The organism is Mycobacterium sp., assembly GCF_035314905.1.
Taxonomy (GTDB): Bacteria; Actinomycetota; Actinomycetes; order Mycobacteriales; family Mycobacteriaceae; genus Mycobacterium.
In genome coordinates this window covers 1-13,648 of the sequence record NZ_DATFYW010000034.1, presented here as the reverse complement: position 1 = coordinate 13,648, position 13,648 = coordinate 1, and the positions used below count along the sequence as shown (strand labels likewise).

At 66.6% G+C, this 13,648-nt stretch carries 15 protein-coding genes; 8 read left to right on the top strand and 7 right to left on the bottom strand.

Annotated elements, in window-relative coordinates; all coding sequences use genetic code 11:
* The first annotated feature begins 17 nt into the window (after positions 1 to 17).
* Both VKG81_RS02500 and modA read left to right on the top strand, forming a co-directional pair.
* Positions 18 to 425 (top strand): TOBE domain-containing protein, encoded by a 408-nt coding sequence (locus tag VKG81_RS02500; RefSeq protein ID WP_324389378.1) that lies wholly within the window; start codon positions 18 to 20, stop codon positions 423 to 425.
* The gene (gene modA / locus VKG81_RS02495; protein WP_324389373.1) at positions 422 to 1,213 is read left to right on the top strand and encodes a molybdate ABC transporter substrate-binding protein; all 792 of its coding nucleotides are present in this window, start codon (positions 422 to 424) and stop codon (positions 1,211 to 1,213) included. The genes VKG81_RS02500 and modA overlap by 4 nt, the downstream gene beginning before the upstream one ends.
* A gap of 11 nt (positions 1,214 to 1,224) precedes the next feature.
* Here the strand turns inward: modA and VKG81_RS02490 are convergent, their stop codons facing one another.
* Positions 1,225 to 2,310, bottom strand: a complete 1,086-nt coding sequence (locus VKG81_RS02490; protein ID WP_324389371.1) for a sulfite oxidase — start codon at positions 2,308 to 2,310, stop codon at positions 1,225 to 1,227.
* A gap of 188 nt (positions 2,311 to 2,498) precedes the next feature.
* Here VKG81_RS02490 and VKG81_RS02485 point away from each other — a divergent pair, with 188 nt between their 5' ends.
* Both VKG81_RS02485 and VKG81_RS02480 read left to right on the top strand, forming a co-directional pair.
* A complete protein-coding gene (locus VKG81_RS02485) occupies positions 2,499 to 3,440 on the top strand; it encodes a 2-oxo acid dehydrogenase subunit E2 (RefSeq protein WP_324389369.1) in 942 nt (313 codons plus the stop codon).
* Between the two features lie 54 nt (positions 3,441 to 3,494).
* Positions 3,495 to 4,097 carry a TetR/AcrR family transcriptional regulator gene (locus VKG81_RS02480; protein WP_324389367.1) on the top strand — a complete coding sequence of 201 codons (603 nt, stop codon included), beginning with the start codon at positions 3,495 to 3,497 and terminating at the stop codon, positions 4,095 to 4,097.
* Here VKG81_RS02480 and VKG81_RS02475 read toward each other — a convergent pair.
* Positions 4,094 to 4,837: a class I SAM-dependent methyltransferase gene (locus tag VKG81_RS02475; protein WP_324389365.1), complete on the bottom strand. Its 744-nt coding sequence runs from the start codon at positions 4,835 to 4,837 to the stop codon at positions 4,094 to 4,096. The two genes, VKG81_RS02480 and VKG81_RS02475, sit on opposite strands and share 4 nt — an antisense overlap.
* 551 nt (positions 4,838 to 5,388) lie before the next feature.
* On the opposite strand from VKG81_RS02475, the gene VKG81_RS02470 reads away from it, so the two are divergent.
* Positions 5,389 to 5,796, top strand: coding sequence for a hypothetical protein (locus tag VKG81_RS02470; protein WP_324389363.1), 408 nt, complete (start codon positions 5,389 to 5,391; stop codon positions 5,794 to 5,796).
* Positions 5,797 to 5,935: 139 nt separating this feature from the next.
* A complete protein-coding gene (locus tag VKG81_RS02465) occupies positions 5,936 to 6,238 on the top strand; it encodes a DUF732 domain-containing protein (RefSeq protein WP_324389361.1) in 303 nt (100 codons plus the stop codon).
* 10 nt (positions 6,239 to 6,248) lie between these two features.
* Here VKG81_RS02465 and VKG81_RS02460 read toward each other — a convergent pair whose 3' ends face one another.
* Positions 6,249 to 6,941 carry a sensor domain-containing protein gene (locus VKG81_RS02460; protein WP_324389359.1) on the bottom strand — a complete coding sequence of 231 codons (693 nt, stop codon included), beginning with the start codon at positions 6,939 to 6,941 and terminating at the stop codon, positions 6,249 to 6,251.
* Between the two features lie 266 nt (positions 6,942 to 7,207).
* Between VKG81_RS02460 and VKG81_RS02455 the strand changes: the two genes are divergently transcribed.
* On the top strand, positions 7,208 to 7,786 hold the full coding sequence (locus tag VKG81_RS02455) for a hypothetical protein (RefSeq protein WP_324389357.1): 579 nt from the start codon (positions 7,208 to 7,210) through the stop codon (positions 7,784 to 7,786).
* 48 nt (positions 7,787 to 7,834) lie between these two features.
* On the opposite strand, the gene VKG81_RS02450 is transcribed toward VKG81_RS02455, so the two are convergent.
* The 3 genes from VKG81_RS02450 to VKG81_RS02440 all read right to left on the bottom strand — a co-directional run bounded on the left by VKG81_RS02450 (position 7,835) and on the right by VKG81_RS02440 (position 11,132).
* The gene (locus tag VKG81_RS02450; RefSeq protein ID WP_414685120.1) at positions 7,835 to 9,235 is read right to left on the bottom strand and encodes an alpha/beta hydrolase domain-containing protein; all 1,401 of its coding nucleotides are present in this window, start codon (positions 9,233 to 9,235) and stop codon (positions 7,835 to 7,837) included.
* Positions 9,236 to 9,448: 213 nt separating this feature from the next.
* Complete coding sequence (locus VKG81_RS02445; protein ID WP_324389355.1) at positions 9,449 to 10,294, bottom strand: ABC transporter permease; 846 nt, start codon at positions 10,292 to 10,294, stop codon at positions 9,449 to 9,451.
* Between the two features lie 13 nt (positions 10,295 to 10,307).
* Positions 10,308 to 11,132 (bottom strand): ABC transporter permease, encoded by an 825-nt coding sequence (locus tag VKG81_RS02440; protein WP_324389353.1) that lies wholly within the window; start codon positions 11,130 to 11,132, stop codon positions 10,308 to 10,310.
* 548 nt (positions 11,133 to 11,680) lie between these two features.
* Here VKG81_RS02440 and VKG81_RS02435 point away from each other — a divergent pair.
* Positions 11,681 to 13,174, top strand: coding sequence for an arylsulfatase (locus tag VKG81_RS02435; protein ID WP_324389374.1), 1,494 nt, complete (start codon positions 11,681 to 11,683; stop codon positions 13,172 to 13,174).
* Between the two features lie 30 nt (positions 13,175 to 13,204).
* Here the strand turns inward: VKG81_RS02435 and VKG81_RS02430 are convergent.
* The coding region (locus VKG81_RS02430) for a hypothetical protein (RefSeq protein WP_324389351.1) at positions 13,205 to 13,648 on the bottom strand (444 nt) is incomplete at its 5' end.

The following is a 13,648-nucleotide window of genomic DNA, read 5'->3' as shown; positions in this document are numbered from 1 at the left end:
TTTGCTACGATTCGGCGGTGCCGATGATTCGGGTCCGCGAGGCGGCCGAGTTGCTGGGAGTCAGCGACGACACCGTGCGGCGATGGATCGACGACGGCAGTCTCGCCGCCGGCAACGACCAATCCGGCCGGAAGGTGATCGCGGGCGACGTGCTCGCCGAGTTCGCACACGCGAATGCGGCGGCAGCGCCGAAGGATCCGCTCAGCGTGGCCAGCTCGGCGCGCAACCGGTTCGCCGGGCTGGTCACCAGGGTGGTGACGGACACGGTGATGGCACAAGTCGAAATGCAGTGCGGGCCATTCACCGTGGTGTCGCTGATGAGCGCCGACGCCGTGCGCGAATTGAAACTCGAGCCGGGCAGCGTCGCCGTGGCCGTCGTCAAGGCCACCACCGTGATCGTCGAAACTCCCTCGGGACAGTCATGAAACGCTCCAGCCGCCCGGTGCTCGCCGGGGTGCTGCTGTCGGCGCTGATCAGCGGCTGCAGCTCTGGGGGCAACCCGTCGCAGCCGGCCTCCTCGCCGGCTACGTCAGCGGCGGGCGGGAAGATCCTGGTCTTCGCCGCTGCCTCGCTGAAGAAGTCCTTCACCGACATCGGGCAGCAGTTCCAGACCGACAACCCCGGCAGCTCCGTCGAGTTCTCCTTCGCCGGCTCCTCGGATCTGGTCACCCAACTGACCAACGGCGCCCCGGCTGACGTGTTCGCCTCGGCCGACACGCAAAACATGGACAAGGCGGCGCAGGCAGGCCTGCTGGCCGGCGCCCCGGTGAATTTCGCATCCAACACGCTGACCATCGCCGTCGCGCCGGGCAACCCGAAGAAGATCACGTCGTTTCAGGATCTGACGAAGCCCGGTCTCGACGTGGTGGTGTGCGCCCCGCAAGTTCCGTGCGGATCGGCCACCCAGAAAGTCGAACAGGCCACCGGTGCGCACCTGACACCGGTCAGCGAGGAGTCCTCGGTCACCGACGTCCTCAACAAGGTGACCACCGGCCAGGCCGACGCCGGGCTGGTTTACATCACCGACGCGGCGGGGGCCGGCGACAAGGTCACCGCGGTCCCGTTCCCCGAAGCCTCCGGAGCGGTCAACACCTACCCGATAGCCGTGCTGAAGGGATCGAAAAACCCCGGCCTGGCAAGCAAATTCGTCGACATGGTCACCGGCCCGACGGGCCAGAAAGTCCTGAGCGCGGCCCGTTTCGCGAAACCCTGACCGGATCCACCTCAGTCGACGGTCAATTCGACGCGGGCCCAGGCGTTGTTGGCATATCCCCTCGGATTCCACAGGGCTGCCGCTGATTCGGGTTGCGTGGCGCCGGTGTCGTCCCATGCGCGGGCGGTGATGCGCAACGGGCCCGGTTCGACGTCGACGGTGAGCGACCATGGCCGCCACGCCCACCTGCCGGGTGCGGGGTGCAGGTCCGCCTGCCGCCAGGTGTGCCCGTCATCGAGGGACACGTCGACGCGTTCGACGCCGCGGCCGTCGCCGGCGATCCCATACCCGCGGATCGTCAGCTCGCCGGCCGGAATCCGGTCGCCATCGGTGGGCACGAGGACGTCGCAGTTGACAGCCAGCGACGACAACGAGATCCCCTCACCCGGCGCGGCGGTATCGGCATCGGTCTCCGGGGGAAGAACGCGGTAATCGAGGGCCTGAAAGTAATTCTGCGACGGCAACAGCTGCACCGTGATGGCCGTGACCCATTTGACGCTGCGGGCCCCGATGTATCCGGGCACGACTACCCGCACTGGTCCGCCGTGGGCGCGGGGAAGCGGTTGGGAGTTCATCTCCCAGGCCAGCAACACCTCCTCGGACATCGCCTTGCCCAGCGGGATCGAGCTGCCGTATTGCTGCACCGGCCGAGCCTCGCGGGCCACGTCGGGTGCGGCGAAGGCAACGTGGCGACCGTCCCCGGCATGGACTCCGGCCGCCGTGAGGACGTCGGCGAGCCGCGCGCCCCGCCACCTCGCGGTCGAGATCGCCCCGTGTGCCCAGGGATCCTTGCAGGGTATCGGCCGCACCCGCAGGAATTCGGCGCGCCGGTTGCCGGCGCACGCCAGCGTCGCCACCACGGAATGCCGGGGGAACCCGGTGGTCAACTGCGCGTAGGTCAGGGTGAGTGGCTCATCGACCGCGCCGTCGATCGTCAGCCGCCAGCGCTGGGGCGCGATGTCGGGGAACGGGCCGTGATTGCGGGCGTAAAACGCATCGACCGCGGTGATGTCGCTGCCGGCCAACACCGCCGGCGGCGGTTCGGCGTTGAACGGCGACCGCTCGCGCACCACCATGTCGTCGCGTTTACCCCACATCACCCTGACTCTTTTCTACCGCACTCCACCCGCCGGCGCGGTACGCGGCTTGATCAGCCACATCACGAGTACTTGAGCCACCGATCAGGTGACCTTGTGCTCTTTGGCGGCGCGGCGCGCGTCCAGACAATTCGGTCAACGAGGGGCCTCCGCGCCCACGGTCAACTCTCGTCAGAGAGGGAGTTCCGATGATCTGGACAGCGTCGTCCGTCCCGTTCTCCGTCTGGCGGAAAATCGCCATGGCCACCTGGCGTCCCAGGACAGACCCGATCATCTGGGCCACCATGGAAATCGAGGCCACCGGGCTTCTGGCGTACATCCGTCACGTCCGCGACGCCACAGGCCAGCACGTCACACCGGTCGACCTGGTCGGGAGGGCCGCCGGCAAGGTCCTCGAAGCGCTGCCGGGGCTCAATGGCCGGGTCGTTTTCGGAAGCTTCATGCCCTCCCCGACGATCGACTGTTTCTTCGTGGTGTCGCTGCGGACAGATCCGGTAACCGGAGTCCAGGCGGCAAGCACCGATCTTTCGGGCACCGTCGTACGTCGCGTCGACGAGAAGCCGCCGTGGGTGATCGCCGAGGAACTGGCCGACCGCGCCTCTCGTATCCGCGACGACGCAGATCCGCAGTTCAAGCAGACCAAGGCCATGGTGAAGGGGCTGCCACCGATACTGCTGCGCCCCGTGATGGATGCCGTCGCGTTCATCACGGAGAGCCTCCAGCTGCCCCTTCCCCTCTTCGGGCTGGAGGCCCGCCCGTACGGCTCCATCCTCGTGAGCAACGTGGGCACCTACGGGCTCGACTCGGCCGCCGCGCCGTGGCCGACGTTCTGCCATGTGCCGTTGGGAATCCTGATGGGTGCGGTGACCGACAAGGTGCTGGCGCGAAACGGTCAACCCGTCGTTCGTCCGGTGCTGCCGCTGACGATCGGTCTGGATCACCGGTTCGTCGACGGCTACCAGGCGGCGACGATGGCGCGCATCTTCCGCGGATATCTGGCCGATCCCGCCGCCGTCGACCCGGTGCCCGGCCCGCCGCGCGGCAGGCGGCGCGCCGCGGTGCGCTCCAATGGCAGAAGGCAAGCAACCGCGCGGCCGAGGAAAGCGACCCCGCCCAAGGCCGAGGTATAGCGAGCGGTCCCGGCCTCCGCCGAAAAGGGAACGCCGGCGGCTACTATCGGGGGCATGCCGCGATCTATGACGGTTCCGCAAAGCCGCAGGCGGGGTGAGGAACTCGAACACGCCGTGTATGCGGCCACACTGGCCGAACTGACCGACTCCGGCTACGGCGGCCTGACGATGGAAGGCATCGCGGCGCGGGCGCGCACCGGCAAGGCGGCACTCTACCGGCGCTGGCCCGGCAAGCACCCGCTGGTGGTGGACGCGATGCGGCACGCGATGCCCCCCCTGCCCCAGCCGCGCGCCAACCGCCCGGCCCGGCAGAATCTGATGGCCATCTTCGCCGCTCACTGCGACGTGCTGGCCGGAAAGACCGACTTCCCGCACCTGGACATCGTCGGGCAGCTCGTCCACGAACCGGAGCTGCGCGCGATCTTCGCCGAGGAGTTCATCGCCCCGCGGCTGGCGGCAATCGAAACCATCCTGCGCGGCGCGGAAGCCCGTGGCGAGGTGGCTGCCGGCAGCGTCACGCCCCTGACCGCGCGCATCGGACCCGCGCTGATCGTGCAGCACTTCCTGCTCACCGGCAAGCCGCCCACCCGGCGGGACCTCACCCGGATCATCGACACGCTGCTGCCGCGGTTGATCGCGGCGGGTGGCGGCGACTAATCGAGGCGGGTGGCAGCGACCGCCCATATCGGCATGTGCACCAGATAATCGTTCAACAGCGGCCCGATCACGGCCAGCTGGTCCTGCAGCGGCTTCATCCGCTCCGTCCAATCGTTGCTGGAAGTGCCCAGCCGCTCCATGTCGGCCATCGTGTCCGGACCGAACCGGGCCTGATAGGTGGAGGTGCCCAGGTAGTCCAGGCGCCAGCCGCCGGCGCCGAGCACCCGCTCGAAGTTCTCCGCCGGCAGCCCCGGCCACTGGATGCCGTTGACGTTGTGGCGGCCGAATTCGAACATGAACAGCCGCGCACCCGGCTTGGTAGCCCGGTGCAACGCCTGCACATACCGTGTCTGGGTCTGCTCGTCATCGAGGAACACGTGGTAGAACGCGCTGTCCACCACGGTGTCGAACCGGCCCTCGAACCCCGCCAGTCCCGTCGCGTCGGCCACCTCGAAGTTCACGTCCACCCCGGCCTTTTCGGCGTTGCGCCGGGCCCACTCGATCGCGGCGGGCGAGCCGTCGACGCCGGTGGTCGCATAGCCCCGCGACGCATAGTGGATCGCGTGGTATCCCGGGCCGGTGCCCGGGTCGAGCACCTCGCCACGAAGCGCGCCGTAGGCCACCAGCTGCTGAACCACCGGCTGCGGGCCGCCGATGTCCCAGGGGATGGGGCCCCGCTCGGAGCGCTGCGCACCGTACAACGCATCGAAATCCACTGCCGTGCTTGTCTGATCAGCCATCGGTCGTCCCTCCGACATCTGCGGAACCGCACGCGTTGTCACGCGCGTTGTGAACTAGGTCGTTCACTATATGGGTCAGCGTAGCCATTGCCGCCAAGGAACACCAGCGTCTACTAGATGAACGGCCTCCAGCGCGCGTTGCTGATTCGGCTCGGCACGGCGAAAGCGGTGCCAGCCTGCGTCCATGCCGGTGTGGGTCTACCACGTTCCGGTTGCTGTCGTGTTCGTAGGAGCGATGGTGATCGCCATTGGTGCGGTCATCAAGAACGTCAGGCAGCTCGGCAATGCCACCGCCGCCGATGCCCAGCTGACGTCGGGCACACCCGGAACGGCACGGGTCCTATCGGCGGAGTGGACCGGCGCGGTCATCAACCTGGAGTACGTTTGCCAAATCGGACTGAGGGTGGAAATCCCCGGCCGTGAACCGTATGACGTGAAAATCGAGCAGCGCGTCGACCCCCCTCCGGTTAGCCGCCCTGCAGCCCGGCACGACTGTCGCGGTACGGGTCGATCCCGCCAACCCGGTCAACATTCGAATCGACTTCACTGCGGTGACCACGCCGCCGGGAGCGGAATCGGCCGGTCCGCCGCCGACCGCGGCAGCTCTGGCCGACGCATACCGGCAAAGCCCCGGTTCGTCCCAGTCGGCCTCGGCAGCAGATTTACTCGGCTCGGGTCAGCGCGTCCAGGGGGTACTCAAGTCGTTTGCCGACACGGGAAGTACGCCCCGGCGCCTCGGCAAGGCTCCCAGCAGGCCGGAATTCCTTGACGACCCGCTCTACATCTTCGACGTCGATCTGCAATTCCCCAATCTGGCTCCCATCGAAGGCCAAGCCGTCCAGCGGGTACCCCGCGCGCAGGTGCCCAACCTCGCGGTCGGGCTCCAACTGGCCTGCGTGGCGGACCCTGCCGACCCCTCGCACCGTTTCGTCGTGGACTGGGGCGACATCGCACGCTGATCGGCTTCGGCGCCATGCACCTTCGTGAACAGTGGCACAAGGCGGGGGATTCTGCCACGCCGGGCAGCTCCCGGAATTGTGCGACGCGACTGAGACACTGTTCTGCGCGTAATCGGACGCCAACCCAGCCAGGAACAACATGATCCGCCTTGCGATCACCGCCGCCGGCATCGGCCTGTCGGCGATTGCCACGGCACCCGCCCGCGCCGACACCGCCGAGCACGCCTACATCAAGGTCCTCGATGACAACAACATCCACCACGGCACCCGCTCGCACGGCCTGGCGATGGGCCACGCCGTCTGCGCGGCCCTGGATGCCGGTGAGTACACCCCCGGGACGGTTGTGGTGGCCCTGCGTCGCGACGATCGCCTCAGCTACGACGACGCAGCCGCCGTCGCCGCCGCCGCAATCGCCATGTTCTGCCCCTGGAACAAGAGCTGACGAACCCCGGTCAAGTCGGCACCTTGGCCGCGATCTGGTTGGCGATGTTGACGGCCGAGTCCGCCGGGTTGGCGCTGCACGTGTTGACGTCGACAATGACGTTGTTTCTGAGGGCCAGCGCCCGTCCACAGCCCCAGCCGGGGGCATTGGCGTTCAGTTGAGTTGCGGTGGTGCTCAGTGTGCCGTTGGTGTTGGATACCGGGCCCACGGCCCACAGCGAATTGGTCTGGGTGTGGGTGTACTGGTGGCAGGCCGGCCACTGTTGGGCGGAGGCGGTGTAGAAGGCGCCGGCCTGGTTGGCGGAGGGGAAGGACACCACCGCCTGCTCGACATAGTGGGTGAAGTTATCGCCCTCCTGGAGGGTCTGGTCGCGCTCGGCGGTGTATCCGCTGCCCGCGTAGACCCGGGCCTGCGCCGAGCCGTCGACGGCCAGGCACTCGCTGGGCGCCATCGTGGCGCTGTCGTCAGACATCGACGTGCGGGAATTCGTAATCGTCATTCCGGTTGCCCCCATGGCGGTGTTGACCTGGTCGGGGCTGAGCAGCAACCCCTCCAGCACACCCTCGGCAACAGGAGGCGCAGTGGTCGACGTGGCGGTCGACGTGGTGACAGACGTTTTGCTGCCTTGATTGCCGGCGCTGCTACACGCGGCGGTGATAAGGCAGACGCCGGCAATGGCGAGTGCGGCAATCGGCTGGCGCATGTACTCATCCCCATTCCTGCGGTAACCCACCACCGATCAGCATCGCGCACTACCGCGGCCGGGGCGGAGATACGGACGAATCCGGCCCACGCAAAGATGTTCGGCACGTCCCGTGGTCGCATGCGCCGCGGCAAATAGACACCTTTTGATCAACCCGTCTCGAGGCTGGATTCATTTGCCACCGCTGGGAATTCTTCGCCTGCGCTGGAATGCGGCGTTTGCCTCCAGCTATTCGATTATGCTCGGTAGAGGGAGGATAGGGTGACATGGCGACGCGGGATGTGATTGAGCGACGGCCCACCGAGTCGGGCCCGGTTGGACGGCGCCGGGCGAAGTCGTCGGCCCGGGTGGTCGGGGTCGTCATCTCGTCGGGTGCCATCGGTGTAGCCGTGTATGTGGCCAGCGGCACCGAGGTGGCCAGTTCGGCCAGCGCAGATACCTTCACCACGGCCACGGCGACGGCGTCGGCGACGGTGTCCGGAGTCGCCGACGAAACGACAGCGGCGAGTTATCTGCAGAAGGTTGGTGCGGTCGACCAACAAATGGAGTCGGCGGTGCAGGCCGTGACCAACGGGGTGCAGAACCAGGACTGGGACGCGGCGAACACGGCGTGTCAACAGCTCTCCGGCGCGGGTCAGGCATTCCGCGCGATGTTGCCCAGTCCCGACTCCCGGGTAACTCCCCGGTTACGGCAGGCGGCAGACGACATCGAGGCCGCCTCGGGGCGGTGTATGACGTTTGGTCCCAATAGCGCTCAGGCTGACTGGGATCAGTTCATCTCGTCGATAAGCGGCGCGCGTTCGGACCTGACAAGCGCGGCCCACATCCTGGAGCATCCTCGCTGACCGCGACCCGTCGGGACAGGCCGATCCGGCGCGGCCGCCACGGTGTAGCTATTGCCCGCGAGGGTACGTCGCGGCGGCGATCCGGAGAATCTCCGGGCGATCCGCCGCAACGATGAACCCTGATTGGATTGCCCTGTCGAGCGCCGCCGTGAAGCGCTCGAGATAGTCCGCGACGCCGCCCGGATAAAGCCGCCGCAGGCTTCTGGCATCGAAGAGTTCGCCCGAGCCGAACAGATCGGACAGCGCACTCTCATCGGTGCCGAAACCGGATGTCCGTGCGACGGGCACGTCCACCCAAGGGGTCCGGACGCCGCCCCGGGAGAGTCCGTTCGGATCCAGAACCGGCCCCGGCGGGTCGGCGTCGTTGCACTGGATGCGGGGGGCGCGGGGCGCCGGCTCGCCCGTTCGGACCCAGTTGCACAGCCTCGCGAGCGCGGCCTGCAGGACGTAGTGGTGCTGCGGAGCGAAGTTGATGGCGTGCGCCAACTGCCGGCCCATCAGGATGCGGGTCGGCGCATAGGCCGCCACGATGTCGTCCAGTGGCGCGAAGCCCGTGTCGATCGGTGCCACCTGGATCGTGTAGTTGTCGGCGTGAGCGGTGCCGGGGATCTCCCAGGTCCGGAGGCGTTCGTCGTCAGGCTGCCTGGCGTGGTGGTAGCCCAGCTGTGGGCCGCCGAAAAGGTCGGTTTCGGTGATGATCGTGATCAGCGGCACGCGTAAGTCGGGACGGAACCTGACCGCCTGGGGCATCGCGGGCCGGTCGGCACCGAAGATCGAGCTCCCGTCCAGTGGCGCCGCGGGCGCGAACCGAGAATGGATCAAGAAGCCGTCGTAGACCCCGGCGAGCGGATCGATCGCGTTGACGTAGGTCGTCAGGAAGAAAGCCGACTGCGACTCTCCCACCGCGACAACGTGTTTTGGAGTCAGCGACCCCAGCACACCACTGTGCTGTGCGTCACGGATCAGTCCACCGATCCGGGAAAACATGTCGTAGGAGAACGCGTCGCCCGGGTGGCGCAGCGATGCATACCGCACCGGATCCTGGGTCTTCAGAGACATGTCCGCGCCACCGCGGCTCACACCGCCCTCGACGCCCACCCGCTGGGCGGACACCGCGACGTAGGCGTAGCCAGCGCGAACCACCTCGCGGTGCGCCATGAACCACACCGCAGGAGCGTCTATGCCGCCGCTCACGTTCAGCCACTCAACGAGCACCGTTCCGTTGAACCTGGCGCGATCGGCGGGCGTGAGCACCACCATCCGCGTGGTGTAATCAGCGGTCCCCGAATGCGTTACGGTCCACCGCCCGTCAGCCCCCAACTCCGCGCCGGGGGCGTACGACGACGCCGTCCCGGACACGAAGAACTCCTCGGCGAGGAAACCCAGCCCGGCAATGTCGAAAGCGCCTAAGAGCAGGTTGGGTTTCCCGGGCGCTGGTGTGACGACCACGTGATCCGTTATCGCACGGCGACGACGAGAAATAAAGGAGGCGCTGTCGCAGAGCCGGCCACAGACTCACTCGCGGCATGTTGCCGGTGGAGACTCATCGGGCCTGGATACCGCGGCTTGTTCGTCGCGATCCGATCAGCCCAGCACGGGGAACCGGCGCCGGCGGCCCAGCCGGTCGAGGGCTCCCTTGTGTTTCAGCGGATGCCGGCTCTCCTAGCCTGACAGGTTGAAGTTGCCATGGGAGCCGTAGATGGCCAGCGAGACGAGCAGCGTCACCGACACGACCACGATGAGCGATGTGCGCACCGCGTTGCCCGTCGCGACGCCGACACCGGCCGGTCCGCCCGAGGCGAAATAGCCGTAGTACGTGTGGATCAACAGGATCGTGAGCGCCATCAAGATGGCCTGAACAAACGACCACAACAAGTCGACCGGGTTGAGGAATGTCGAAAAGTAGTGGTCGTACAGCCCGGCTGATTGCCCCAAAAGCAACACGGTGGTGACGCGGCTCGCGACGAACGAAAGAATGACGGCGATGGAGTACAACGGCGTGATCGCGATCATCCCGGCAACAAGCCTGGTGCTGACCAAGAAGGAAATCGGGCGGATGGCCATGGATTCCAGCGCATCAATCTCTTCGTTGATTCGCATCGCACCCAGCTGCGCGGTCACGCCCGCCCCGAATGTGGCCGCCAAGCCGATCCCGGCGACAACGGGGGCAGAGATGCGAACATTGATGAACGCCGCCAAGAACCCGGTCAACGCCTCGATGCCGATGTTGCCCAGGGAGCTGTACCCCTGAACCGCCAGCGTGCCACCCGTAGCCAGGGTCAAAAACCCGACGATGACCAAGGTGCCACCCATCATCGCCAACGTGCCGGCGCCCATGCTGATCTCGGCGATCAGGCGAACGATGTCGCGCCGGTAGTAGCTCACCGCGTACGGCACGCCGGCGAGTGCCTCGCAGTAAAAGATCGTCTGATCACCGAGTCGACCCAACGTATCGACCGGCCGCTCCAGTTCACGGGTTACCCGGGGAGAGATGGCTCGCAGCGTCACGGCAGTCCTTCCCTCACTTGGCCGTTATCTGGATGCCGATCGCGGTGACGACCACGTTGATAACGAACAGCGACATGAACGCGAAGACGACCGTCTCGTTGACGGCGTTGCCCACGGCCTGTGCGCCGCCTCCGACTATCGTCAGTCCCTTATAACACGCAACCAGGCCGGCGATCAGGCCGAACAGCGCCGCCTTGACTCCCGAAATGATCAACTGGGGGACTCCGGTCAGCACCGTGATGCCGGCAGCGAACGCGCCGGGGTTGACGTTCTGGACGAACACCGAAAAGACGTAGCCGCCCACAATGCCGATGATGCAGACGAGGCTGTTCAACAGCAGGGCCACCAACCCCGAGGCGAGCATGCGGGGGGTGACCAACCGCTGCACCGGGTTGATGCCCAGGACCTCCAACGCGTCGATCTCGTCGCGGATGGTGCGCGACCCCAGGTCGGCGCACATCGCGGTGGCGCCGGCCCCGGCCACGATCAACACGGTCACCAGCGGACCAACCTGCGTGACCGCGCCGAAGGCCGCACCCGCACCGCTCAAGTCGGCCGCGCCGAGCTCGCGCAGCAGGATGTTGAGCGTGAAGCTGACCAGAACCGTGAACGGGATGGCCACCAGCAACGTGGGCAGGAGTGCGACGCGCGCGACGAACCACGACTGCTCCAGGAACTCTTTTGTCTGAAAGGGCCGGCGAAAGAGGAACTTCACCGCGTCGGCCGACATCACGAACAAGCCCCCGACCGCCTGGAAGGATCCGTCCCGGCGCACAACCGGCACTCCGACGGGCCAGCGATCCCCCCGTTTATTCGTCTTATTCGTCGGCTTATTCATCGTCGGCTTATTCATCGTCGGCTCCGGGGGGTCGGCCCGACGGAACACAGCCCGGGTCCGCGGGGAGGGTGGCTCGCCATCAAAGGACGCATGTTGGGCAATCTTCGCGGTCGTGACTGCCTCCACCGTCGAGGCAGCCGTCCGACTCTTGGGCTCAAGTTCTGGGCTGCAAGTTCAGGCTCCGCCTCCCAGCCAATCCCCCAATAGGGTCGTTTGACCCGGGTATGCGCGACTCATTGCCCCATTCGCGGTGGGGGATTGCTGCCGCGCCGAGTTGCCAACGCTTTTGGCGTGGAAGCGCTGACGGCGGATCACGTCATTCACGATGATCAGGAGCCAAGTATTCGCCGCCACGTGTTGCTTCCGCCCCCGGCGCACCGCCGCGTGGTGAGTTACCGGGTGCTCTGCCACCCACAATGCACACGAAACGTTCAGGTGGCAGACGGTGATGAGGTCTAGCGTCGACCGTGCGGGCGTCGAGACTGGGCACGAGCGGCGGCCGTGCCCGGCCGCGCAGCGCTCCCGGGATTCAACGGGCGGAGGGCACACTGGTGAGCGACAAGCCGAACATTCTGATCATCTGGGGCGATGACATCGGAATGAGCAACCTGAGCTGCTACACCGACGGTGTGATGGGGTATCGCACCCGCAACATCGACCGCATTGCCGAGGAGGGGGTGCGGTTCACCGACTACTACGGCGAGCAGAGCTGCACCGCCGGGCGGGCGGCGTTCATCACCGGGCAGAACCCCTACCGCACCGGGCTGACCAAGGTCGGCTTGCCCGGCGCCCCGCTGGGGCTGCAGCCGCAGGACCCGACCATCGCCACCGCGTTGAAGGCGCAGGGCTACGCCACCGGCCAGTTCGGCAAGAACCACCTGGGCGACCGCGACGAGCACCTGCCCACGATGCACGGCTTCGACGAGTTCTTCGGCAACCTCTATCACTTGAACGCCGAAGAGGAACCCGAGCTGCCCGACTATCCGAAGGATCCGGCGTTCCGGGAGAAGTTCGGGCCGCGCGGTGTCCTGCACACCTGGGCCCACCCCGACGGCACCCAGCGCATCGAGGACACCGGCCCGCTCACCAAGAAGCGGATGGAGACGGTCGACGAGGAGTTCCGCGACGCAGCAGTGGATTTCATCCGCCGCCAGCACGAGTCGCAGGTCCCGTTCTTCGTGTGGTTCAACGCCACCCACATGCACTTCCGCACCCATCCCAAGCCCGAAAGCATCGGCCGGGCCGGCCGCTGGCAGTCGGTGTACCACGACACGATGCTCGACCACGACGACCTCGTCGGCGACCTGCTGAATCTGCTCGACGAGCTGGGCATCGCCGAGAACACGATCGTGATGTACTCCACCGACAACGGCCCGCACATGAACTCGTGGCCCGACGGCGGCATGACCCCGTTCCGCAACGAGAAGAACTCGAACTGGGAGGGCGCCTACCGGGTGCCGGCGATGGTGCGCTGGCCGGGCCGCATCCCGGCCGGCACCGTGCGCACCGGCATCGTCAGCCACGCAGACTGGTTCGTCACGCTGCTGTCGGCGGCCGGTGTGCCCGATATCGCCGAGCGGCTGCGCACCGGAACGGATCTGGGCGGGGTCACCTACAAGGTGCACCTCGACGGGCACGACCAGCTGGCATACATCACCGGCGAGGCCGACGAGAGCCCGCGCCAGCACTTCTTCTACGTCTCCGACGACTGCGACCTCACCGCGATGCGATACGACAACTGGAAGTTCGTGTTCCTCGAGCAGCGCTGCCCCGGCACCCTGCGGATCTGGGCCGAGCCGTTCACCGAACTCCGTGTCCCCAAACTGTTCAACCTGCGCACCGACCCGTACGAGCGGGCCGACATCACGTCGAACACCTACTACGACTGGATGCTCGACCACATCTTCCTGTTCGTCCCGGCCCAGGACTACGTGGCGCAGATGCTGCAGACGCTGGTCGCGTTCCCGCAAAGGCAGAAGTCGGCCAGCTTCAACCTCGACCAGGTCATGGCCAAGCTGCAGGAAGGCGCGAAAAACGACTAAGCCCCTGGGGCGACTTCGAAGAGGCCGCGCTCAGTCGTGACTGGCGCGCTGCTCGTCGATGAATCCTGCCCGCAGCAAAATCAGTCCGCTGACCACCAGCACCCAGACTGGAAATGCCAGGGTCAGCCACATGCTGACGTCGCCGGCGATCAGCAATGCCACCGCCACCAGATAGCTGACGATCACAAGCCACCGCGGCATCAGCCCTGTCTTGAGCCAGATGGTGGCCAGTGAAACCATGAACACCGCCGCCATCCGGATGGCGTAGGTCTTGCTGGCGGCCAGCACGATCATCTTGCCGAAGGTGATCACCTCGGCGTGCGCGACGGGATCGGTGACGTCTTTGTTGCTGGCGACGAGCGCGGCAGCGACGGCGGTCGAGACGAACATCATCGCCAGGAACAACAGACCGCTGCCCAAGAACACCGATGCGAAGAACCGATCCTCATAGCGTCCGAAGCCGTCCCGCACGAC

Excerpts from the sequence above, each read along its gene's own strand:
- modA (WP_324389373.1), top strand. The coding sequence starts at position 422 with ATGAAACGCTCCAGCCGCCCGGTGCTCGCCGGGGTGCTGCTGTCGGCG.
- VKG81_RS02490 (WP_324389371.1), bottom strand. The coding sequence starts at position 2,310 with ATGTGGGGTAAACGCGACGACATGGTGGTGCGCGAGCGGTCGCCGTTC.
- VKG81_RS02485 (WP_324389369.1), top strand. The coding sequence starts at position 2,499 with ATGATCTGGACAGCGTCGTCCGTCCCGTTCTCCGTCTGGCGGAAAATC.
- VKG81_RS02480 (WP_324389367.1), top strand. The coding sequence starts at position 3,495 with ATGCCGCGATCTATGACGGTTCCGCAAAGCCGCAGGCGGGGTGAGGAA.
- VKG81_RS02475 (WP_324389365.1), bottom strand. The coding sequence starts at position 4,837 with ATGGCTGATCAGACAAGCACGGCAGTGGATTTCGATGCGTTGTACGGT.
- VKG81_RS02465 (WP_324389361.1), top strand. The coding sequence starts at position 5,936 with ATGATCCGCCTTGCGATCACCGCCGCCGGCATCGGCCTGTCGGCGATT.
- VKG81_RS02460 (WP_324389359.1), bottom strand. The coding sequence starts at position 6,941 with ATGCGCCAGCCGATTGCCGCACTCGCCATTGCCGGCGTCTGCCTTATC.
- VKG81_RS02455 (WP_324389357.1), top strand. The coding sequence starts at position 7,208 with ATGGCGACGCGGGATGTGATTGAGCGACGGCCCACCGAGTCGGGCCCG.
- VKG81_RS02440 (WP_324389353.1), bottom strand. The coding sequence starts at position 11,132 with ATGAATAAGCCGACGAATAAGACGAATAAACGGGGGGATCGCTGGCCC.